The sequence below is a fragment of the Acinetobacter portensis genome, from assembly GCF_009372215.1.
In the GTDB taxonomy this organism is placed as follows: Bacteria; Pseudomonadota; Gammaproteobacteria; order Pseudomonadales; family Moraxellaceae; genus Acinetobacter; species Acinetobacter portensis.
In genome coordinates this window covers 24,911-44,202 of the sequence record NZ_LWRV01000042.1, presented here as the reverse complement: position 1 = coordinate 44,202, position 19,292 = coordinate 24,911, and the positions used below count along the sequence as shown (strand labels likewise).

Here is a 19,292-nt window from a genome sequence, read left to right as displayed (position 1 = left end):
GTTTCTATAAACAAATAAACGATAAAGAGATATAAAAGTAATGAATTATCAAGAGATTCTAAATTTTTGGTTTAGTGAAAAAACACAACCGCTATGGTTTGCAAAAAGTGATGAATTTGATCAGTTGATACTCAAAAACTTTAAAAGCATTCATCAACAAGCGGCTCAAGCAGAATTATGGCAATGGCGTGAAACGGCAGAAGGTCGTTTAGCTGAAATTATTGTACTTGACCAATTTTCACGAAATTTATTTAGAGATTTACCACAAGCCTTTGCGCAAGATTCATTAGCCTTAGCATTGGCTCAAGAAGCAATTCATTTAGGTTTAGACCAAAAATTACCTGAAGATTATCGTAAATTTTTATACATGCCATTCATGCACAGCGAATCAAAAATCATACATGAACAAGCATTAAAACTCTTTCAAGATTTAGGAAATCCGATTAATTTAGACTTTGAAACTAAACATAAAGTGATTATCGATCAATTTAGACGTTATCCGCATCGCAACGCCATTTTAGGTCGTGAATCTACTGCAGAAGAAATTGAGTTTTTAACACAACCCAATAGCAGTTTTTAATACTCTCCCCTTGCTATCTAGCTACACTCTTAGGAGGTTTAGCATGAAGAAAATACTCACGGGCTTAGCAATGGCTGCTACGCTTACCATGACGGGTTGTGCAACATTACCAAGCAAACCACGTACGTTTGATCAATTAGGTCAATTTAGCCAAACGCCACTTAATGCAAAAACCTATCGCATTAGTTTCGTTGCCGACACAAATATGAGCTATGGCACAGCCGAAGAAATTACTTTAGTCAAAGCAGCACAAACCACGCTTAAAAATGGTTTCCGCTTCTTTAAAGTGATGGATGATCCAAGTAACCGTTCGCAAAAACCACCTCGTCAAGCCGTGGTTTATCCAACACCGCCAATGTACGGTCCATATGGTTATTACCGTCGTCATCCTGCTTTTTGGCCTGACCCATTCTATGACACGCCACAAGTGGTGAATGTAGAACCAGCTCAAGTTTCTTATACAATTGAATGCTTTAAAGATCAAAAATCTGCCCCTCAAGATGCTTTTGATGCTACTTTGATTCTAAAATCTTTAGGCAATAAATACGGCTTGAGTGCAACAGGTGAAGTATTACAACCGCAAGCTGCAACCACGCCTAGCAAATAAATAACGGAAACTTTATGGCAGAACCAAACAGCGAAATATCGCCAAACTTACAACGTAGTAAACGTTTTGCAGCTCTGGCACTTGTTATTGCTGTGCTAATTTGGCTTGCATTAATGGTTGCCGCAAAACTTCTGCCTGAATATGTTTGGCTCATTCATATTCTGATGCTTTCGGCAGAAGCAGGCGTTGTGGGTGGATTAGCCGATTGGTATGCCATTACCGTTTTGTTTCGTAATCCTTTTGGGAAAATGCCCATTCCTAAATTTTTACGTGACCACACAGAAATTATTCCTCGAAATAAAGCCCGTATTGCAGAATCTATGGGACGCTTTGTTCAGGAAAACTTTTTATCGCCTCAAGTGGTAGAAAAAAGTTTAGCGAATACAGACCTTTCTTTAGCATTTGGGCAATGGCTTGCAACCCCTCAAAACAACTTACAAATCACGCAACTTATTCAACAATCTGCACCCAAAATTTTTGAGTTTATTGGGCAAGATCAAATTGGGAAGTTCATTCAAACCAACAGCGTTCAATGGGTGAAAAATACCGAAATTAATCATCTTGCAAGTGAAATGCTTCGTGCAGTTTTGGAAAATGATTTCCATCAAGATGTTTTACAACGCGGTTTAGATGTTGCTCACGAATGGATGCTGAAAAATCCTGAAAAAATACAGGAAATAAGCAAACGATTATTTAAGGAAATGGGGGTTTGGAAACTCGCTAAAGGTGCAAGTTGGATTGGCATCGATGTTCAACAGCGTTCAATCGATTCACTTATAGAACGAATTGAGGCAATGCTATCGGACCCTGAACACCCTTGGCGCAACCATATAGAAGAGTTTGGTCAACAGCTGATGCTTGAGCTTGCAGATAAAAATAGTCATGCGAGCACCAAACTAAACGACACTAAAAATGCATTATTAGAAAGCCCTCAAGTTCTTAATTTTATAAGTGGTGCCGTGGTTATTTTATGTAATGCAATTAAAGATGACTTAGAAAAACCAAATTCGGGCATTGCACAAAATATTCGTATTGCTATTCAGCAAGTGGGTGAAAGTATCATTTCAAACCAAGCTGTTCGTGAACTTTTAAATGACAAAATGAGTTCCGTTGCCATTAATTTATCTGATCAATATAGTGAAAAAGTCATTCGTTTTATTAGTGAAAAAATTCACGAATGGGACTCTAGTGAAATGATCGATAAAATTGAAAATGAAGTCGGTGGCGATTTACACATGATTCGTGTGAATGGCGTGGTCGTTGGTGCTTTTATTGGTTTGGGTTTAGGTTTAATTCGAGCTTTTGTTGATTATGCATTTTAATGTCAAATGAATGCTGATCTGATCAGCATTTTAGAATAAGAAATTCAATTGATCATGCTATGTTAAGAACTCTAGTTAATTTAAACATTTAGTGCGGTCATGATCGAAATCCAATCCAAACTTCCCTCTCAAGGCGTCACTATTTTTAGCGTGATGTCGGCTTTGGCACAACGCTTAAATGCTTTAAACCTATCTCAAGGATTTCCTGATTTTCCCGCACCATCTGCGTTATTAGAAGAATTAAGCAAAGCCACGTTAGATGGTTTTAATCAATATTCACCAGGCGATGGTCTACTCAATTTACGTGAACAATTGGTTCAACAATTTTTAAAACGAGATGATGTCCATCTTGATCCGATCACTGAAATGACGATTACACCTGGAGCAACCATTGGCATTTTCAGTGCTATTCAAGCGCTTGTTCATGCAGGTGATGAAGTCATTATTTTTGACCCAAGTTATGACAGTTATGCACCAAGTATTCAGCTTGTAGGTGCGACGCCTATTCATATTTCACTCACAGCACCCCACTTTTCAGTCGATTGGAATAAAGTGAAAGATGCTATTTCAGCTAAAACTAAAATGGTGATTGTAAATACGCCACATAACCCAACAGGCGCAATTTGGAGTAAACAAGATTGGCTCAATTTAATCGCGCTTATTCAAGATAAAAATATTATTGTGCTGTCAGATGAAGTGTATGAACACCTTATTTACGATGGTCAAAAACACTATTCAGCACTTTCATTTCCTGAATTGCGTCATCGTAGTTTTGTAGTCGGTTCATTTGGTAAAACCTTTCATGTTACAGGTTGGAAAACAGGTTATTGCGTTGCTGCACCTGAACTGATGACCGTTTTCCGTCAGGTTTACCAATTTGCCAATTTTTGTGGGGTAACACCTGTTCAAGTTGCACTTACCAACTTTATGCAAAAATATCCTGAGCATATTGAACAACTTGCAAGTTTCTACCAAGCAAAACGCGATTTATTCAATTCAGGTTTAAAGCATTCACGTTTTAAATTTACAGCGTCTTCTGGAACATACTTTCAAAACTTAGATTACAGCGATATTCGTCCAGATTTAACCGATGTTGAAATGTGCCAATATCTTGCTGAAAAACACGGTATTGTTGCCATACCTGTGTCTGTATTTTATAAAAATGCACCCAAAGATTTAAAGATGATTCGTTTCTGTTTTGCCAAAAAAGACGAAACGCTTATTCAAGCAGCACAAATATTATCTCAGGTATAAAAATAAGTACTTTAAATGCCTTTGTTACTGAATAACTAAGGCATTTTTTAATGCATTCATGTAGTCTAAAATATATTGAAAATCATAAAAATACAGTGAAACGGACGCATACATGTCGCAACATCAGCAATCATTAGTCACGCAACAAAATTTATGGAAAACCTTTTTGGTTTTCCTTTTGCCCTTAATTGCGACTAATATTTTGCAAAACCTTTCAGGCACCATTAACACCATTTTTGTGGGTCAAATGCTTGGGGTTCATGCCATTGCGGCTGTGTCGGTTTTCTTTCCTATCCTATTTTGTTTAATGGCTTTTGTTATTGGGCTTTCCGCAGGTGCAACGGTTTTAGTTGGACAAGCTTGGGGTGCGCAAAATTTAGAGAAAGTACGCTGTGTCGTGGGTTCAACGCTATTTATGACCCTTATTGGTGGCTCGCTGATTGCTATTTTTGGCGTGTTATATGCAAAACACATCTTAATGGCTTTGGGTATAGATGATGAAGTCATGCATCTATCTCTGCCTTATGTGCAATGGATGCTTGCAGGTAGCCCACTGTTATTTATCTATATTATTTACACTTCAATTTTACGTGGTGTAGGCGATAGTCGAACGCCACTTCTAGCATCGACCATGTCTATTGGTGTTGGAGTGATTACAACACCTGTATTAATTGCAGGATATTTTGGCTTTCCAAAACTTGGCATTATTGCCCCTGCCATTGCGACAAGCTTGGGGATGTTAACGGTATTAATCTTTTTAACCGTCTATTTAAATAAAAAAGATCACCCTTTAAAGCCCGATTGGCAACTGATTAAAAGCATTCGTCATCAACCGAAACTGAGCAAAATTATTTTACGTTTAGGCATTCCAACAGGTGTACAGATGGTTACAACCTCTGTAGCAGGTTTGGTGATTGTAGGTTTAGTCAATCGACATGGTGCAGATGCAACCGCTGCCTATGGTGCAGTCAATCAGGTATTGAATTACATTCAATTCCCTGCACTTTCTATTGCCATTGCTGCTTCTATTTTTGCAGCTCAAGCCATTGGTGCAGGTAAGTCAGACTTACTCGCGAAAGTGACACGTACAGCCCTTGGAATGAATATCATATTCACGGGAACATTGGTCATTTCAGCCTACCTATTTTCTAAATATTTAATGGCTTTATTTATTACAGATCCAAATGTTGTTGCCTTAGGTCAACAGCTTTTATTTATTGTTTTATGGTCAATTTTATTCTTTGGTGCGAGTGCTATTTTTGCTTCAATTATGCGAGCAAGTGGAACTGTGACTATTCCAATGATTATTAATGTTCTCGCAATTGTTTGTATTGAAGTTCCTGCTGCTTATACCTTTAGTAATTGGTGGGGATTAGAAGGCATTTGGTATGGCTATGCACTCGCATTCGTTTGCTTATGCATTATGCAAGGTTTGTATTACCAATTTGTTTGGAAGAAAAAAACGGTCAAAGTTTTAATTTAATAACCGTTAAAACATAGATAAAGATCACAATTCCATATTTTGTATAAGGTATTATTTTTATCTTATTTTTCATCCATTTCTTGAGTTGTTATAACGCTATACATAAATTAAAAAATGTATAGGCTGTTCTCATGGCACAACGACAAATAAAACTTGGCGCATTCATTCCAACAACATCGCAACATGCAGCAGGATGGCGCCATCCTGAATCGCGCCCACAAGATCATCTAAGTATCGACTACGCTATTGAACTCGCTAAAACCGCAGAAAAAGGCTTATTTGATGCCTATTTTCTTGCCGATGGACTTTCAGTAAGTTGGAGTCATGGTGCAAGCAAAGATTCTCATACGCTTGGTTATACAGATAAAGCCGTTGGTTTTGAACCTGTGACTTTATTTGCTGCAATTTCAGCAGTCACAAAAAATATTGGTTTCATTGCGACAGCATCAACCACTTATGAAGATCCATACTTACTTGCTCGAAAATTTGCATCTTTAGATCATATTAGCAAAGGTCGTGCAGCATGGAATGTTGTGACAACAAGTGCAGCATCAACAGCACGAAATTTCAGTTTACAACAACATCCAGACCCTGCTTTACGCTATGAACGTGCCGATGAATTTATTGAAGTTGTTCAAAAACTTTGGGATTCTTGGGAAGATGATGCATTTAAATATGACAAAGAAACAGGTCAATTCTTTGAGGTTTCAAAAAGCCATGAACCACTTCATAGCGGTAAATATTTTAACGTACAAGGTGCTTTAAACGTTCCTCGTCCACCACAAGGCTATCCTGTTATTGTGCAAGCGGGACAATCTGAAGATGGTCGTGAACTTGCAGCAAAACATGCTGAGGTTATTTTTACGTCGCAACAAAGTTTAGCTGATGCTCAAGGCTTTTATCGTGATGTAAAAAGTCGCTTAGTAAAATATGGTCGCCATGCAGATGACTTAAGAATTATGCCAGGTGTTTCAATTTTTGTTGCTCAAACTGAAGAAGAAGCCAAAGCCAAATATGACTTACTCAATAGCTTGATTCTTCCTGACGTAGGACGCGGTTTACTTGCAGGTTTAGCAGGTGGAATTGACTTATCTAAATATGATTTAGATAAGTCAATTCCAAAAATTAGCGATGCAGATTTGACCTTCTCAAGTCGTCAACAACTTATGATTGATATTGCCAAAGAGCATAATTTTACCATTCGTCAGCTTTACGAATATATTGCTTCAGCGCGTGGACATTGGACGCTTATTGGCACACCTGAACAAGTTGTCGATCAACTACAAGAATGGTTTGAAAATGAAGCGGCTGATGGTTTCAATGTGCTTCCTCCATCCACACCTACAGGTTTAAACGATTTTATCGAGTTTATTGTGCCTGAATTACAACGTCGAGGCTTGTTCCGAACAGAATACGAAGGAACAACTTTACGTGAAAACTTAGGTCTTAAACGACCTGAAAATCAATACGTTCTTACGGAACGAAACAAAGCGGCTGAAGCATCTTAATCATCTTTAAAAAATAAAAAGCCTGCATTGCAGGCTTTTTATACTTCAATTTTAGCTATTTTTTAGGCTTACCCGATTTGCTCGCAAAGGCAATGACTTTTTGATAGCCAGCAGGGAGTAAACGCTGTAAAAGATCTAAAGCTTTGGCATCATTACCAATTAATAAACGTCGCTTATCTTTTTTCACTGCTTCTAAAATTTGACGAGCAGCTTCTTCAGGTGGACAACGTAAAAATTTATTAAACGATTTTGCCGATTTTTCAGGATTTATCCCTAAGCTTTTTAAGCTTTCATTGGTTCTTGCAGCATTTGCGATATTAGTACGAATACCACCGGGGTGTACACATAACGCACTCACGCCACAATTTTCCATATCCAATTCTTGACGAAGTGATTCTGTAAAACCACGTACCGCAAATTTAGTGGCGTTATATGCAGATTGCGTTGGCTGTGCGGTTAATCCAAACAAACTAGAAATATTTACGATGTGGCCATCGCCTGTTTGCTTAATGAGTGGTAAGAATTCTTTGGTGCCGTAAACAACGCCCCAAAAGTTAATATTGACAATCCATTCAAGTTCTTCATAAGAAGCACCTTCAACAGTAGATGCCAAAGCTACGCCTGCATTATTAAAAATCATGTTTACAGAACCATGATCTTTTACAGTTTCTTCTGCCCATTCTTGAACAGCAAAACGGTCTGACACATCTAGTTTTTTGATGGTAACGCGCACATCGGTTTCTTTCAGTTTTTCAACAGTTTCAATTAATCCTTGCTCATTCACATCACTTAAAGATAAATGACATCCCTCTTTGGCAAGTAAAACTGCAAGTTGTTGACCTATACCTGAGCCTGCACCTGTAATTGCTGCAACTTTATTTTGAAAATTATTCATCGTTTTCCCTTTTCCAACACTGTCGCAATACAGACTTCATTTTGAATCTTGATTAAACTTTAAAATAGCACGTATTGAATCATAGTTAATATTCAATCTATTACTCTAATGTTTAAATAGAAACACTCTTAAATAAAAAAGAGGAAACTCACTTGGAATTTCCTCTTCATTTATTCACTAAAAATTTCAGTCATTAAAAGTTATAACGAACACCAAGATTTGCATGAATAGGTGTTTCAACTTTAGAACCTTTTACATAATTCATTTCTGAAAAGGCGCTAAAGGTTTTATTGATCTGAGCATTTAAACCTAGACCAAGTTTTGCTACGTCACCAGAAAAATTCGTTTCAAACTTATTGGTATCGTTCACCCATACATTATTGTTATCCATAAATTCATGGCTCCAAGCCGCTTTAATATATGGCGATAATGTACTGTTATTCGCTACAGTAAAATCTTTACCTAAATGAATACCAACTTCAGATGCTAAAGATTTTTGTGCGCCAATATCAGCTTTCATATCATTGTTTAAGTTCAGTGTTTTCGCTTGAGTTTGAACATATGAAAGACGAACAAACGGTTCTACCCATGTATTATGTTTAAGGCGAGTATTAAAACCACCTTCTACCGCACCACCCCAAGCATTTTGGTTGTAGTCACCTGTAATAGATTGACCATTTGTTGAATGCGCACTTAAATCATTCGCGAAGCGGTTATATTTCAAAGTACCATCTAAATATAAGCCTGAATCATGGAAATACGTTCCATATACACCAAAACTATAGCTATCGATGTTACTAGTACCACCGCGGTCATGTTTTACATCTGCTTTACCATAGCTTGCAAAACCACCCACAAATGCAACACCGTCTTTGTTTACAGCAATTTGCTTATCGATACCAACTTCTGTACCTATTTGTTCTAAATCAAAATGCGTATTACCTGTTGCTACATTTGTTTTTGAACCTGTTGCGCGTGTCCAAACACCTGCAGCGCCTTCATTGTTTTTTAACGTACCTTTACGAAAGCGTAAATTATTAAGTTCATTGTTAAATGCAAAAATAGCCGCACTACCTAAACTTAAAACAGCATCTACACCTGGTGTTGTAATTTCATTGCCATTTTCATCTTGCTTTGTGGTTAAGTACCAAGTTTGACCATTGGCATCTTCACGGTTTTTTAGTTCGTACATGTAAGTACCACCATCTACCGCATTAATATTTAGACCACTAATATTGGCAAGTTCAAATTCAGAACCTTTGCTTACATCTGTAATTAAGTCTAAATTTTTATCAAAAGGAGATGTAATTTCCGCGCCTGAATCTGCTACAGAAACTTGATGCTGACCACTACCTTTTTGAATTGTTAAGTAATCACCACGACCATCTTGAATAGATGTGTTGAAATGGAAATGTTGATTTCCTGAAAGCTCATCAATGTTCAGATGAGCATATGTAGCTTCACCCGTTGTTTCGTTTGTACCTGTTTTAAATACAATACGACCATTACCATCTAGCTGACCAATGTGAGACCCCAAATCATCTTGTTTACCCGCTAAAATAAATACACTCGATGAAGCATCATTTAAAGTAACCGATTCGACAACAGCTTCTTTACCCGATGCTGCGGCAACAATTTGTAGCTGACCTTGATCATAAATTTGAGTTGAACCTAATAACTTACCTTCTGCTGCAATCCATGAAATTGCATGATCATGAATTTCAACATCTTTCGCAGTTGCATTTGCTCGAATGTTTTGAACACCGTTATTATATAATTTAACGCCCGTTGCTGTACCCGTCGCTAAAACATCTTGAACACCACCATTTACAATAGTGTTATTTGCCTGACCATTATCCCAAATAGATTGATTACCACTATTGATAATTGTTCCATTTGCGATAGACCCTTCAAGAACATATTGCTCACCACTATTAATTACAGTGTCATTAGCCGTTGATGCAGACATCACATTTTGTCGACCACCATTAATCACTGAGCCGAAAGATTGACCTCTCGATTGTAGGTATTCAGCACCACCTTTATTGATGATAGTCCCATAAGATTGAGCATCAAGATAAACGAATAATTTGCCGTCAGCATTTACAGTGTTATTTAAAGATTGACTTGGATCTTCTGGGTGTTTATCTGAGTTAACATAAACTGTTCCCCCATTAATATGAGAATTTTCTAATGTTCCGCCAGCATGTACACGGATTAATGCACCCTCATTAACCGTTATATTTGAACCTATAGCAGGGATTGATTCATTATATGAACCTGTTGCAATTTGAGGAAGCTTACCGATTGTCACCTCAGAACCACTATTCATTGTTGAATCTTGGAAGTACCCTAAAATACTTAATTGAGAACCACTGTCTAAAACTAAATTTGTAGCTGTTCCAGCATAAGGGTTTGTTCCACCACTAGCACCAATCTCAATACAATCCTGTTCATCTAATGTACGATCTTCTAGCGTTCCCCCTCCCCAATAAGACGCGGTCACACCAGCCTGACAAAATGCAGCTGCTGAAGTTGACATTGAAGTTGTAATTGCTAAAGAAGATAGGATCGACAAAGTCAGAATGTTAATTTTTGCTTTCACAATATTTTCCAAATGGTAAAAAATTAAGCAAACACTAAACTTGACAATTCTTTACTTCAACTTAATAAATGATTCAAAATCAATCCGACAAACAACATTGACTTAATAAAAAAAAGGATAAAAGCACTCAATCATAGTGTTACAACACCTTAATCACATACAAAATATATGTATTTAATACTTTATTAAAAACAATTACTAAACAATCATTAACAATCTAGTTACACCGAGGTTGCATTATGTGTGCATTATGAATTCACACTTTTATTTTTAAATTGCTAAATATTTAACAAATGGTAAAACTTTACATTACAATCTTTTAATATTATTTTATTTATATTGACTATTTTTAAGACAAAATCGCATGTAATTTCAGCTCAATATTTAAGCTATTTTTCTAATATTATGGCAAAACGAAGTTCGTAATTTTTATGATCATGAACTCAGTATTTTTTATATGACAAACCTTATTTTTATTGATGCACAACTTATGACAGAACAAAAAACTGCAAAAGAAAGACAATTTAAGGGCGTATCTCTTTCAGAACGCAAAGCAATTCGGTTGGAAAAACTTATAGCAGCAGGAATTCAAGTTTACGGAACACGTGGGTTTTTCGCTGCAACGGTAAAAGATATTTGTTTGGAAGCAAAATTAACCGAACGTTATTTTTATGAATCTTTTAAAAAAAGTGAGCAACTATTTCAAACTATTTTTTTAAAATTGGTAGAAGAATTACGCCAAAATGTATTAGAAGCTACAGAGCAAAATGCTGAAAATCCTAAAAAAATGATTGAAGCAGGCTTAATGGCTTTACTCAATACTTTGCATGAAAATCCGAAGATGGCACGTATTATTTATATCGATGGACTGCTCGTTCAAGAATTAAATAACCAAGCTACTCTTCAAGAAACTTTGGCACGATTCGATCGTATGATTCATCATATTCTCATGATTGCAAAACCAAATAGTCACCGAACAGAATATGAAATTTCATTGGTTGCTTCAGGTTTAAATGGTTATGTGACTCAAATTGCAATTCGTTGGGTAATGAACAATTTCCAACAATCCAAAGAAGACGTTTTATCTGCATGTTACTGGCCATTTTTAGCATTATTCAATCAAGATCCAGATGAAAAATAGTTTTTCCAATATTTTGTAACTTTAATTTTTATAAACTTAATATCTCGCCAAATGCTGAACTGATACCAACTTGAGGTCTAAAAACTGTCATAAAATCATCAAGAGAATGTCACAATTTGGTTTTAGAATTGTCATAATTTCCATTTTGCAATGATACTGTCATAATTAATCTTTGTAATAAGCCTGTCATAAATACAAAAACGGACAACCGTTTATATTAATAGGGTATTGCGCTGTGAAAGATGACTACATTTTAATTGTTGATGATGAGCTCCCAATTCGGGAAATGATCCATACCGCTTTAGATATGGCAGGTTTTAATTGTTTACAAGCTGAAGATGCGCGCCAAGCACATCAAATGATTGTCGATCAACGTCCTTCTTTGGTCTTATTGGATTGGATGATGCCTGGTGGCGTAAGCGGCGTCGATTTATGCCGTCGCTTGAAAAAAGATGAAAACTTATCTGAAATTCCAGTCATTATGCTTACTGCGCGCGGAGAAGAAGACCATAAAGTTCAAGGTCTAGATGCTGGTGCAGATGATTACATGACTAAACCCTTTTCTACACGTGAATTGGTTTCTCGTATAAAAGCAGTTTTGCGTCGTTCAAATGCTTTAAGCGGTGAAAAATCAATTGATGCAAATGGTTTATTATTAGATCCAGTCAGTCAACGTGTCAGCTTTGGTGCTAACATTTTAGAAATGGGACCTACTGAATACCGTTTATTGGCATTTTTCATGACCCATCCTGAACGTGCATATACACGTGCACAATTACTTGACCAAGTATGGGGTGGAAACGTATATATTGAAGACCGTACAATTGACGTTCATATTCGTCGATTACGCAAAGTTTTAGAACCTTTTGGTGCAGATCGTTATGTCCAAACTGTTCGTGGAACTGGCTACCGTTTTTCTACTCGAGCAGATGTTGCATTAGGTTAATTAGCATTTATGTATGAACCATACCCCGTTCCTGAGCTTGCAAGAGAACATAAAAAGTTTCGCTATAGCAGCTTATGGGCCTTTTCCAAGCAAGACTTAAGACTCCTCACATTTTTGATTGTGATTGCGGCATTTATTGGATTAGGCGTTGGGTATTTTTGGAGTTGCATCCTCTGTGCATTTGCCATTTTCTGCATCATACAATTACGTTCACTTTATTTAGTCAACGATTGGATTTCCAACCGACCTTATGATGTTCCGCCTAATTTAGGGGGAATTTGGGGTGCTTTACTCTTTAATGTTTACAGAGCACAACGCCAAGAACGAATTGTTCAAGCAGAAATGGTTGGACTCATTGATCGAGCACAATCATCGCTTGTTGCCTTAGCAGAAGCCGTTGTTCTTATTGATGATAACAATCAAATTGAATGGTGGAATCCTGCTGCTGAACATCTTCTAGGCTTTCAGACACATGATCGTGGTCGTAATATTTTAAGTATTTTACGTCAGCCAAATTTCATTGAATATTTCAACCATATAGATGAATCACCTGATGGTTTGAAAATGAAATCTACGGTCTATGAAGAACATTATGTTCAAGTCAAAATGACGCGTTTTGGTGGTGAAAGCCGTCTTTTAGTTGCCTATGACGTAACGCGCATGCATAACTTAGAACAAATGCGTAAAGACTTTGTAGATAACATTTCACATGAACTCCGCACACCATTAACCGTGCTCAGTGGTTACATTGAAACGTTTACAGATCAAGAAGATATTAACCCTCGTTGGAAACGTGCATTCGATCAAATGCAATCGCAAACACGTCGCATGAATGCTTTGGTCAATGATTTGCTTTTATTGTCACGCTTAGAAAATGAAAAAAGTATCGCCAAAAATCAAATCATTGAAATGCCGAGTTTAATGAATCAATTGTTTGATGATGCACAAGCTTACAATGTCGATTATGGTCACACGCTGAATTTAGATATCGACAGCCACTGCGAAATTATTGGTTCAGATATGGAACTTGCGAGTGCTTTTAGTAACCTGATTACCAATGCCATTAAATACACACCAAAAGGTGGAACCATTACCATTGGTTGGCATGATGATGGCACGCACGGCTACTTCACTGTAGAAGATACAGGGATTGGTATTGACCCGAAACACTTGCCACGCTTAACCGAACGTTTTTACCGTGTAGACAGTGCACGTAGCCGAGCAACAGGCGGAACAGGCTTGGGCTTAGCCATTGTGAAGCACGTTCTTATGCAACATAACGCATATTTAGATGTTGAATCTAAAGAAAATCAGGGCTCAATTTTTAAGGCGGTTTTCCCTAAAGAACGTTTATACCATTCAAGTTAATATATAAAAAAAGCACCGAAAGGTGCTTTTTTAGTTTCATCATTCAAAATAAAACTTACAGGGTATGACCCAAAGCTTTACCCATTTCAACAGCAGAGTTTGCTTTAAACTCGGCATCCCACTGCATTTTATTTTCTTCAAATAAAACCACAGCAGTTGAACCTAAATAGAAACGACCTAATTCTGCACCCTTTTCCAAGAACAGATTATGTTGATTCACTTCTAAACGACCTGATGGTTTTACTTTTCCTGTCGCCACAATTTCAATGCCAGCAACAATCATCGCACCAACAAGAACAACCGCCATACGACCAAGTTCAGTATCAAATAAGCACACCATACGTTCGTTACGTGCAAATAAACCTGGAATATTTTCCGCAGTCGTTTGGTTTACAGAGAACAATTCACCCGGAACATACAAAGTTTCAGTTAATGTACCTGCAAAAGGCATATGTACACGGTGATAATCTTTTGGTGAAAGATAAACTGTTGCAAACTGACCATTTTTAAATGGTTCTGCAAGTAATGGATCTGCAATTAAGTTTTCAGTTGTAAAACTTTGACCTTTGGCTTGAAAAATCTCACCCGCTTCAATTTTGCCTAATTGTGAAATTGCACCGTCAGCAGGTGAAACAATACTCGTTGCATCATTGTCAATTTCACGTACGCCATCTTTTAAAGAACGTGTGAAAAACTCATTAAATGATTTAAATTTCAATGCATTTTGTTGCTCTGCAATCGACATATCAATGCCATATTGCGCTTTAAAAGCACTAATAACAGTGTTTTTAATAATAGGCGTTTCACTTGCCGCAAGTTTACCTACAACACGAGATAATTGGTGCTGTGGCACAACACGTTGTGCTTGAATGAAAAGTTGTTTTTTTAAACGTGATGTGAGGCTCAAGACGGCGACTCTCCAGTAATAATAGGACTAGCGAGGCAGTTGCCCCATTCACTCCACGCCCCATCATACGCTTGAACTTTCCAACCCAATAAACGGCTTAAAATATATGCCAGACCTGAACGGTGATGCGATTGGCAATACACCACGACAGGTTCATTTAAATTGAAGCCTAACTGTTCCAAACGTTGTTGCGTGTTTTGTAATGGACGCAATTTTAAATGATTTTCACGGTTTAGGGCAGTACTCCATTCAAAATGTCTTGCTCCTGGAATGTGACCGCCACGTCGTGCAGCTAATCTGAGGCCTGTATATTCATCTTCTGTACGGCAATCCCAAACCTGAATCTCTTTGTTTTTCACCTTTTCAAGCAATTCATCATATTGAATACGATATGTTTCATCTAATTTAACTTGGACTAAATTTGTTACAGTTTCAAAGCTTTCTACTTCTGCTGAAGTGGGTAAACCCGCACCCAACCATGCATGAATACCACCATTTAACAGGCTTGTATTATGAAAACCTAAACAATGTAAGTTCCAAATTAAACGCCCTGCCCATGCACCACCTTCATCATCATAAGCAACTACATGATGATCGGGTGAAATATTCAAATATTCAATGAGCTCTTCTAAGCCTTCCACTTCTGGCAATAAACCTGATGTATTGTCTTCTTGACGTACTAAAAGCTTTGGTTTCAAATGAATTGCATGCGGAATATGTAATTGTTCATAAACCGAACTTCGGCTTAAATCGACAATACGTAAATTGGTATTTCCTAGATGAGGAACCAAGTCCTCAACTTCAATTAATAGTTTGAAATCAAAGTTAAATTTAGCCATCTTTTGCATTTTATATTTAGTCCAATATCTTAAATATTAGCATACTTACTTTTTAGTAATCTGTGGATTTATAGTATTCATTTAGCATAATTTTAGATAAGTAAACTCATTTTTTAATCAAAAAAAATGCCAAACATCATGTTCAGCATTTTCTAAATTTAGTTCAATTCTATGCTTCGGTAATATCAAAAACTTGACGTAAATATGCCAAGAAAGTGTCATTATCCGTCATAGTTTTGCCCGGACTATCCGAAATTTTTGCTACAGATTGTCCATTACATTCCACAAGTTTCAACACGATATTTAAAGGTGTTTGTCCCATATCGTTTGTTAAATTTGTGCCAATCCCAAAGCTCACTTGGAAGCGATCTTTAAAGTAGTTATGCAATGACCATGCTTTTTCTAAATTCAAACCATCACTAAACGTGAGCATTTTGGTTTTACTATCAATTTTTAAATTTTTATAGTGTTCATAAGCTTTGTCACCCCATTCATACGGGTCGCCACTGTCATGACGTAAACCATCAAACAGTTTTGCAAAGTACAAATCAAAATCTTGTAAGAAAGCATCCATTCCCACAACATCTGTCAGTGCGATTCCTAAATCGCCACGGTATTCTTGCACCCAAGTTTCCAGCGCAGATTTTTGGAAATTACGTAAACGAACATCTAAAGCTTGAAAGGCTTGTAGGAATTCATGCGCCATTGTACCAATAGGTGTGATGTTCAAATCCTTTGCAATTAATACATTACTTGTACCACGGAAAATGTAGGGTGCAGCTTTGTGGAATTCTTCAATAACGTGTTTTTGCCATTCAAAGCTATATCTTCGACGTGTGCCAAAATCTGAAACTAAAAATGGTGGATCATTTGGATTTTGTTCTGCTTCATATTTTTTAAGTAATTCAACTTTCGCTAAAAGACGACGTTCACCTTCGGCAAGAACTTCATCTGAACGAATACGTTTGAAGTAAAGCTCATTGACTATAGCAAGAACGAAAATTTCAAACATCATCGCTTGAACCATTGGGCCTTCTACCCAAATATCCAAACGCCCTTCTTCGTCTATTCCCGCTTTAATAAAACGGCGTTTTAATTGGAAGAGTTCTAAATAATCGACAAAGTCACTTTTTATAAAACGTAAACTTCTTAAATACAGAAGCTCATCTTCTTTAAATTTTAATTGGCAAAGATGATCTAATTGTTCATTCAAATCATCTAAAATTTCCGTTAATGGATATTCCGTATCTTGCAAATTACGGCATCGGAAATGATAGACACTATGCGTCTGTGGGAATTTATGCAGAACCACTTGAAGCATTGTAAATTTGTACAAATCTGTATCAAGCAAAGATTGAATGATTGGAGCCATATCTTTATGTATTTCGCTGTGCTTATTGCATTAAAGCATATTTTTTAAATAAAAATTGAAAGTTTTAAGAAGAGTTGAATGGTTTTAGACAAAATAAAAAGACCCAATATAGATTGAGTCTTTATTATTCATTCATTTTATATAACTTTGTTAGATAAAAATGAGCAATAGATTCTGAATCAAAGGCTTCATTTAATCCTTAAGTTGCTTAAATTTTTTATCTTGTCCAATCACTTTGGCAAATTCTTCAACGGTTTTTTGACCTGTTTTTTTTGCATTCACATCGCAATCTGTTTTACGAAGTTGTTTCACAATCGACCATTCTAGTTTGAACATTGCACCCATTAATGCAGTATTACCTTTATTATCACGTGCGCAACGATCTGCACCATGCGCAATTAATGTCGTAACAATATTTTGATGACCATAATATGCAGCCATCATTAACGGTGTATAACCATCTGCATTACGCGTATCTACAGGAAAACCATATTTTTAAAACTCGTTGATGACGTCTTCATTACCCGTTCTTGCAGCAGCAAAGAAAAGAGCTATCAATTCCTGTTGTGAGTTCATCTGATCGTTTGCAACAGTTTTAACGGGGGAGATATTCTTCGCGACAGTCACGTTTGCGAATGCGGAACCAAGCACGAGAATACTAGCTAAAACGATATGTTGCATAACTTTCATGATGAACTCCAACAGAAATCGAACTTACTTCATAATATGAAAATTTGATATTGGTAAAAAAGAGTGCCTGTAAAACTCCCCTAGGGTGCAGGAAAGGAATTGAGTTCTACAGGACTTTCTTGAGGTGACTTCCTACGCCCTAGTCACCAATTCAGCCGATCAATCTATATTGACCATTTAAAAGACTTAGTCTTTTAATTTCGCTGCTTTCGCTTTAACAGTTGCCAAGTTACCGTTCACCGCTTTAGTCATACGCGTACCGTAGTCCGCATCTGCTTTGTAGAAGTAAGACAACATGATGTGCTTAGTTTCTGAATCTTTCACATTGCCAAGATCAGCAGCTAAGTTCATGATTAAATCGTCTTTTTCTTTCGCAGTGTATGAACGGTAAAGATCACCAGCTTGCTTGAAGTTTTGCTCTTTCACGCCAACTTGTTGAACTGTACCTGAAAGTGGAGTTTGAACTGCACGTGCTTTTTCAGTTGCAGCTTTAGGCTCTTTACGACTTGGTTCATAGTTAACATCAGAATCGCGTTCGCTAACGTTCATGTAGCCATCTTGGTTGTTGTTGTTTACATTCACAACTGGACGGTTTACAGGAATTTGCTGATGATTCGCACCTAAACGATACATTTGCGTATCCGAGTAAGAGAACACACGACCTTGTAATAAACGGTCTTCAGATGGCTCGATACCTGGTACTAAATTACCTGGAGCAAAAGCTGATTGCTCAGTTTCATTAAAGAAGTTTTTAGGCATACGGTTAAGTGTTAACGTACCTACTTTCGTTTCTTTAACTAAGTCTGTTGGCCAGATTTTAGTTGGATCTAGCGGATCAAAATCAAAGCTATTTAAATCTTTAGGATCCAATACTTGGATATAAAGATCCCATTTCGGGAAATTACCTTTGTTGATGTTGTTGTAAAGATCGTTCGTTAAGTGGTTGAAGTCTTTACCTTGTTGCTCAGCCGCTTCTTTCACGTTAAGACCTTTCACGCCCTGTTTAGAGCGGAAGTTGAACTTCACGTATTTATATTCGCCTTTGTCGTTGTACAACTTGTATGCGTGAACACCAAAACCATCTTGCTCGCGATAGCTCGTTGGAACACCTTGCTGACCATAAACGTAAGTCAACATGTTCACAGCCCATGGTTGGCTAGACAAGAAGTCAAAAACGCGGTTTGCATCTTGAACGTTATTAATTGGGCTTGGTTTCATTGCGTGAATGAAATCTGGGAACTTAATCGCATCACGAATAAAGAATACTGGAGATTGGTTACCTACTAAGTCCCAGTTACCTTCTTGTGTATAGAATTTGATTGCAAAACCATGTGGGTCACGTAAAGTTTCAGGTGAACCTTTACCGTGAATTACAGTTGAGAAACGTAAGAATACAGGGGTTTTTGTACCTGCTTTAAAAAGTGAAGCGACAGTTAAGTCTGATAAATCTTTAGTTGCAACAAATTCACCGTAAGCACCCGTACCACGTGCGTGAACAACACGCTCAGGAATACGCTCGCGACCAAAACGTTGTAATTTTTGTACCAATTGAACGTCTTGTAGCAAAGTGCCACCATTTGGACCTGCGGTGATTGAGTTTTGGTTATCACCCACTGGAGCACCGTTATCTTTTGTTAATGGTGCAGCTTGTGTCGCTGCAGTTGCTGCTGTAAGCATTGCAACTAATAAAGAACGCTTAAACATGATGTTTTCTCTCAATTCATACCTTTCCTGCACGAGCTAAGTTACATTTTTCATTTAAATTGGTAAAAGGG

General features: G+C 37.2%; 15 protein-coding genes and 1 pseudogene. 9 read left to right on the top strand and 7 right to left on the bottom strand.

Features of this window, described 5'->3' with window-relative positions:
* The first annotated feature begins 40 nt into the window (after positions 1-40).
* From A6M14_RS04515 to A6M14_RS04490, 6 genes are all read left to right on the top strand, one after another.
* Complete coding sequence (locus tag A6M14_RS04515; protein ID WP_152873822.1) at positions 41-580, top strand: DUF924 family protein; 540 nt, start codon at positions 41-43, stop codon at positions 578-580.
* A 43-nt stretch (positions 581-623) separates the two neighbouring features.
* A complete protein-coding gene (locus A6M14_RS04510; protein WP_152873821.1) occupies positions 624-1,187 on the top strand; it encodes a CC0125/CC1285 family lipoprotein in 564 nt (187 codons plus the stop codon).
* A gap of 14 nt (positions 1,188-1,201) precedes the next feature.
* Positions 1,202-2,509: a DUF445 domain-containing protein gene (locus A6M14_RS04505; protein ID WP_152873820.1), complete on the top strand. Its 1,308-nt coding sequence runs from the start codon at positions 1,202-1,204 to the stop codon at positions 2,507-2,509.
* 99 nt (positions 2,510-2,608) lie between these two features.
* Positions 2,609-3,763 carry a methionine aminotransferase gene (locus A6M14_RS04500; RefSeq protein ID WP_152873819.1) on the top strand — a complete coding sequence of 385 codons (1,155 nt, stop codon included), beginning with the start codon at positions 2,609-2,611 and terminating at the stop codon, positions 3,761-3,763.
* 112 nt (positions 3,764-3,875) lie between these two features.
* Positions 3,876-5,246: an MATE family efflux transporter gene (locus tag A6M14_RS04495; protein ID WP_152873818.1), complete on the top strand. Its 1,371-nt coding sequence runs from the start codon at positions 3,876-3,878 to the stop codon at positions 5,244-5,246.
* A 131-nt stretch (positions 5,247-5,377) separates the two neighbouring features.
* Entirely contained in the window at positions 5,378-6,754 is a 1,377-nt protein-coding gene (locus tag A6M14_RS04490; protein WP_152873817.1) for an LLM class flavin-dependent oxidoreductase, read from the top strand.
* 55 nt (positions 6,755-6,809) lie between these two features.
* Here A6M14_RS04490 and A6M14_RS04485 read toward each other — a convergent pair whose 3' ends face one another.
* Positions 6,810-7,649 carry an SDR family NAD(P)-dependent oxidoreductase gene (locus A6M14_RS04485; RefSeq protein WP_152873816.1) on the bottom strand — a complete coding sequence of 280 codons (840 nt, stop codon included), beginning with the start codon at positions 7,647-7,649 and terminating at the stop codon, positions 6,810-6,812.
* Between the two features lie 193 nt (positions 7,650-7,842).
* Positions 7,843-10,254: an autotransporter outer membrane beta-barrel domain-containing protein gene (locus A6M14_RS04480; protein ID WP_152873815.1), complete on the bottom strand. Its 2,412-nt coding sequence runs from the start codon at positions 10,252-10,254 to the stop codon at positions 7,843-7,845.
* Positions 10,255-10,711: 457 nt separating this feature from the next.
* Between A6M14_RS04480 and A6M14_RS04475 the strand changes: the two genes are divergently transcribed.
* From A6M14_RS04475 to phoR, 3 genes are all read left to right on the top strand, one after another.
* Positions 10,712-11,395, top strand: a complete 684-nt coding sequence (locus tag A6M14_RS04475; protein WP_152873814.1) for a TetR/AcrR family transcriptional regulator — start codon at positions 10,712-10,714, stop codon at positions 11,393-11,395.
* Between the two features lie 235 nt (positions 11,396-11,630).
* A complete protein-coding gene (gene phoB / locus A6M14_RS04470; protein WP_163121770.1) occupies positions 11,631-12,341 on the top strand; it encodes a phosphate regulon transcriptional regulator PhoB in 711 nt (236 codons plus the stop codon).
* 9 nt (positions 12,342-12,350) lie between these two features.
* Positions 12,351-13,709 (top strand): phosphate regulon sensor histidine kinase PhoR, encoded by a 1,359-nt coding sequence (gene phoR / locus A6M14_RS04465; RefSeq protein WP_152873813.1) that lies wholly within the window; start codon positions 12,351-12,353, stop codon positions 13,707-13,709.
* A gap of 55 nt (positions 13,710-13,764) precedes the next feature.
* Here the strand turns inward: phoR and asd are convergent, their stop codons facing one another.
* The 5 genes and pseudogenes from asd to A6M14_RS04440 all read right to left on the bottom strand — a co-directional run bounded on the left by asd (position 13,765) and on the right by A6M14_RS04440 (position 19,221).
* Complete coding sequence (gene asd, locus A6M14_RS04460; protein WP_152873812.1) at positions 13,765-14,616, bottom strand: archaetidylserine decarboxylase; 852 nt, start codon at positions 14,614-14,616, stop codon at positions 13,765-13,767.
* On the bottom strand, positions 14,613-15,455 hold the full coding sequence (locus A6M14_RS04455) for a sulfurtransferase (RefSeq protein WP_152873829.1): 843 nt from the start codon (positions 15,453-15,455) through the stop codon (positions 14,613-14,615). Before A6M14_RS04455 ends, asd begins: the two co-directional genes overlap by 4 nt.
* Positions 15,456-15,624: 169 nt before the next feature.
* Positions 15,625-16,827, bottom strand: a complete 1,203-nt coding sequence (gene pncB / locus A6M14_RS04450; protein WP_152873811.1) for a nicotinate phosphoribosyltransferase — start codon at positions 16,825-16,827, stop codon at positions 15,625-15,627.
* A 192-nt stretch (positions 16,828-17,019) separates the two neighbouring features.
* Positions 17,020-17,517: pseudogene (locus A6M14_RS04445) on the bottom strand (ankyrin repeat domain-containing protein).
* Positions 17,518-17,703: 186 nt separating this feature from the next.
* Positions 17,704-19,221 carry a catalase gene (locus A6M14_RS04440; RefSeq protein WP_152873810.1) on the bottom strand — a complete coding sequence of 506 codons (1,518 nt, stop codon included), beginning with the start codon at positions 19,219-19,221 and terminating at the stop codon, positions 17,704-17,706.
* Positions 19,222-19,292 lie beyond the last annotated feature (71 nt).

Coding starts and splice junctions, on each gene's coding strand:
- A6M14_RS04515 (WP_152873822.1), top strand. CDS start 41: ATGAATTATCAAGAGATTCTAAATTTTTGGTTTAGTGAAAAAACACAA.
- A6M14_RS04510 (WP_152873821.1), top strand. CDS start 624: ATGAAGAAAATACTCACGGGCTTAGCAATGGCTGCTACGCTTACCATG.
- A6M14_RS04505 (WP_152873820.1), top strand. CDS start 1,202: ATGGCAGAACCAAACAGCGAAATATCGCCAAACTTACAACGTAGTAAA.
- A6M14_RS04500 (WP_152873819.1), top strand. CDS start 2,609: ATGATCGAAATCCAATCCAAACTTCCCTCTCAAGGCGTCACTATTTTT.
- A6M14_RS04495 (WP_152873818.1), top strand. CDS start 3,876: ATGTCGCAACATCAGCAATCATTAGTCACGCAACAAAATTTATGGAAA.
- A6M14_RS04490 (WP_152873817.1), top strand. CDS start 5,378: ATGGCACAACGACAAATAAAACTTGGCGCATTCATTCCAACAACATCG.
- A6M14_RS04485 (WP_152873816.1), bottom strand. CDS start 7,649: ATGAATAATTTTCAAAATAAAGTTGCAGCAATTACAGGTGCAGGCTCA.
- A6M14_RS04475 (WP_152873814.1), top strand. CDS start 10,712: ATGACAAACCTTATTTTTATTGATGCACAACTTATGACAGAACAAAAA.
- phoR (WP_152873813.1), top strand. CDS start 12,351: ATGTATGAACCATACCCCGTTCCTGAGCTTGCAAGAGAACATAAAAAG.
- A6M14_RS04455 (WP_152873829.1), bottom strand. CDS start 15,455: ATGGCTAAATTTAACTTTGATTTCAAACTATTAATTGAAGTTGAGGAC.
- pncB (WP_152873811.1), bottom strand. CDS start 16,827: ATGGCTCCAATCATTCAATCTTTGCTTGATACAGATTTGTACAAATTT.
- A6M14_RS04440 (WP_152873810.1), bottom strand. CDS start 19,221: ATGTTTAAGCGTTCTTTATTAGTTGCAATGCTTACAGCAGCAACTGCA.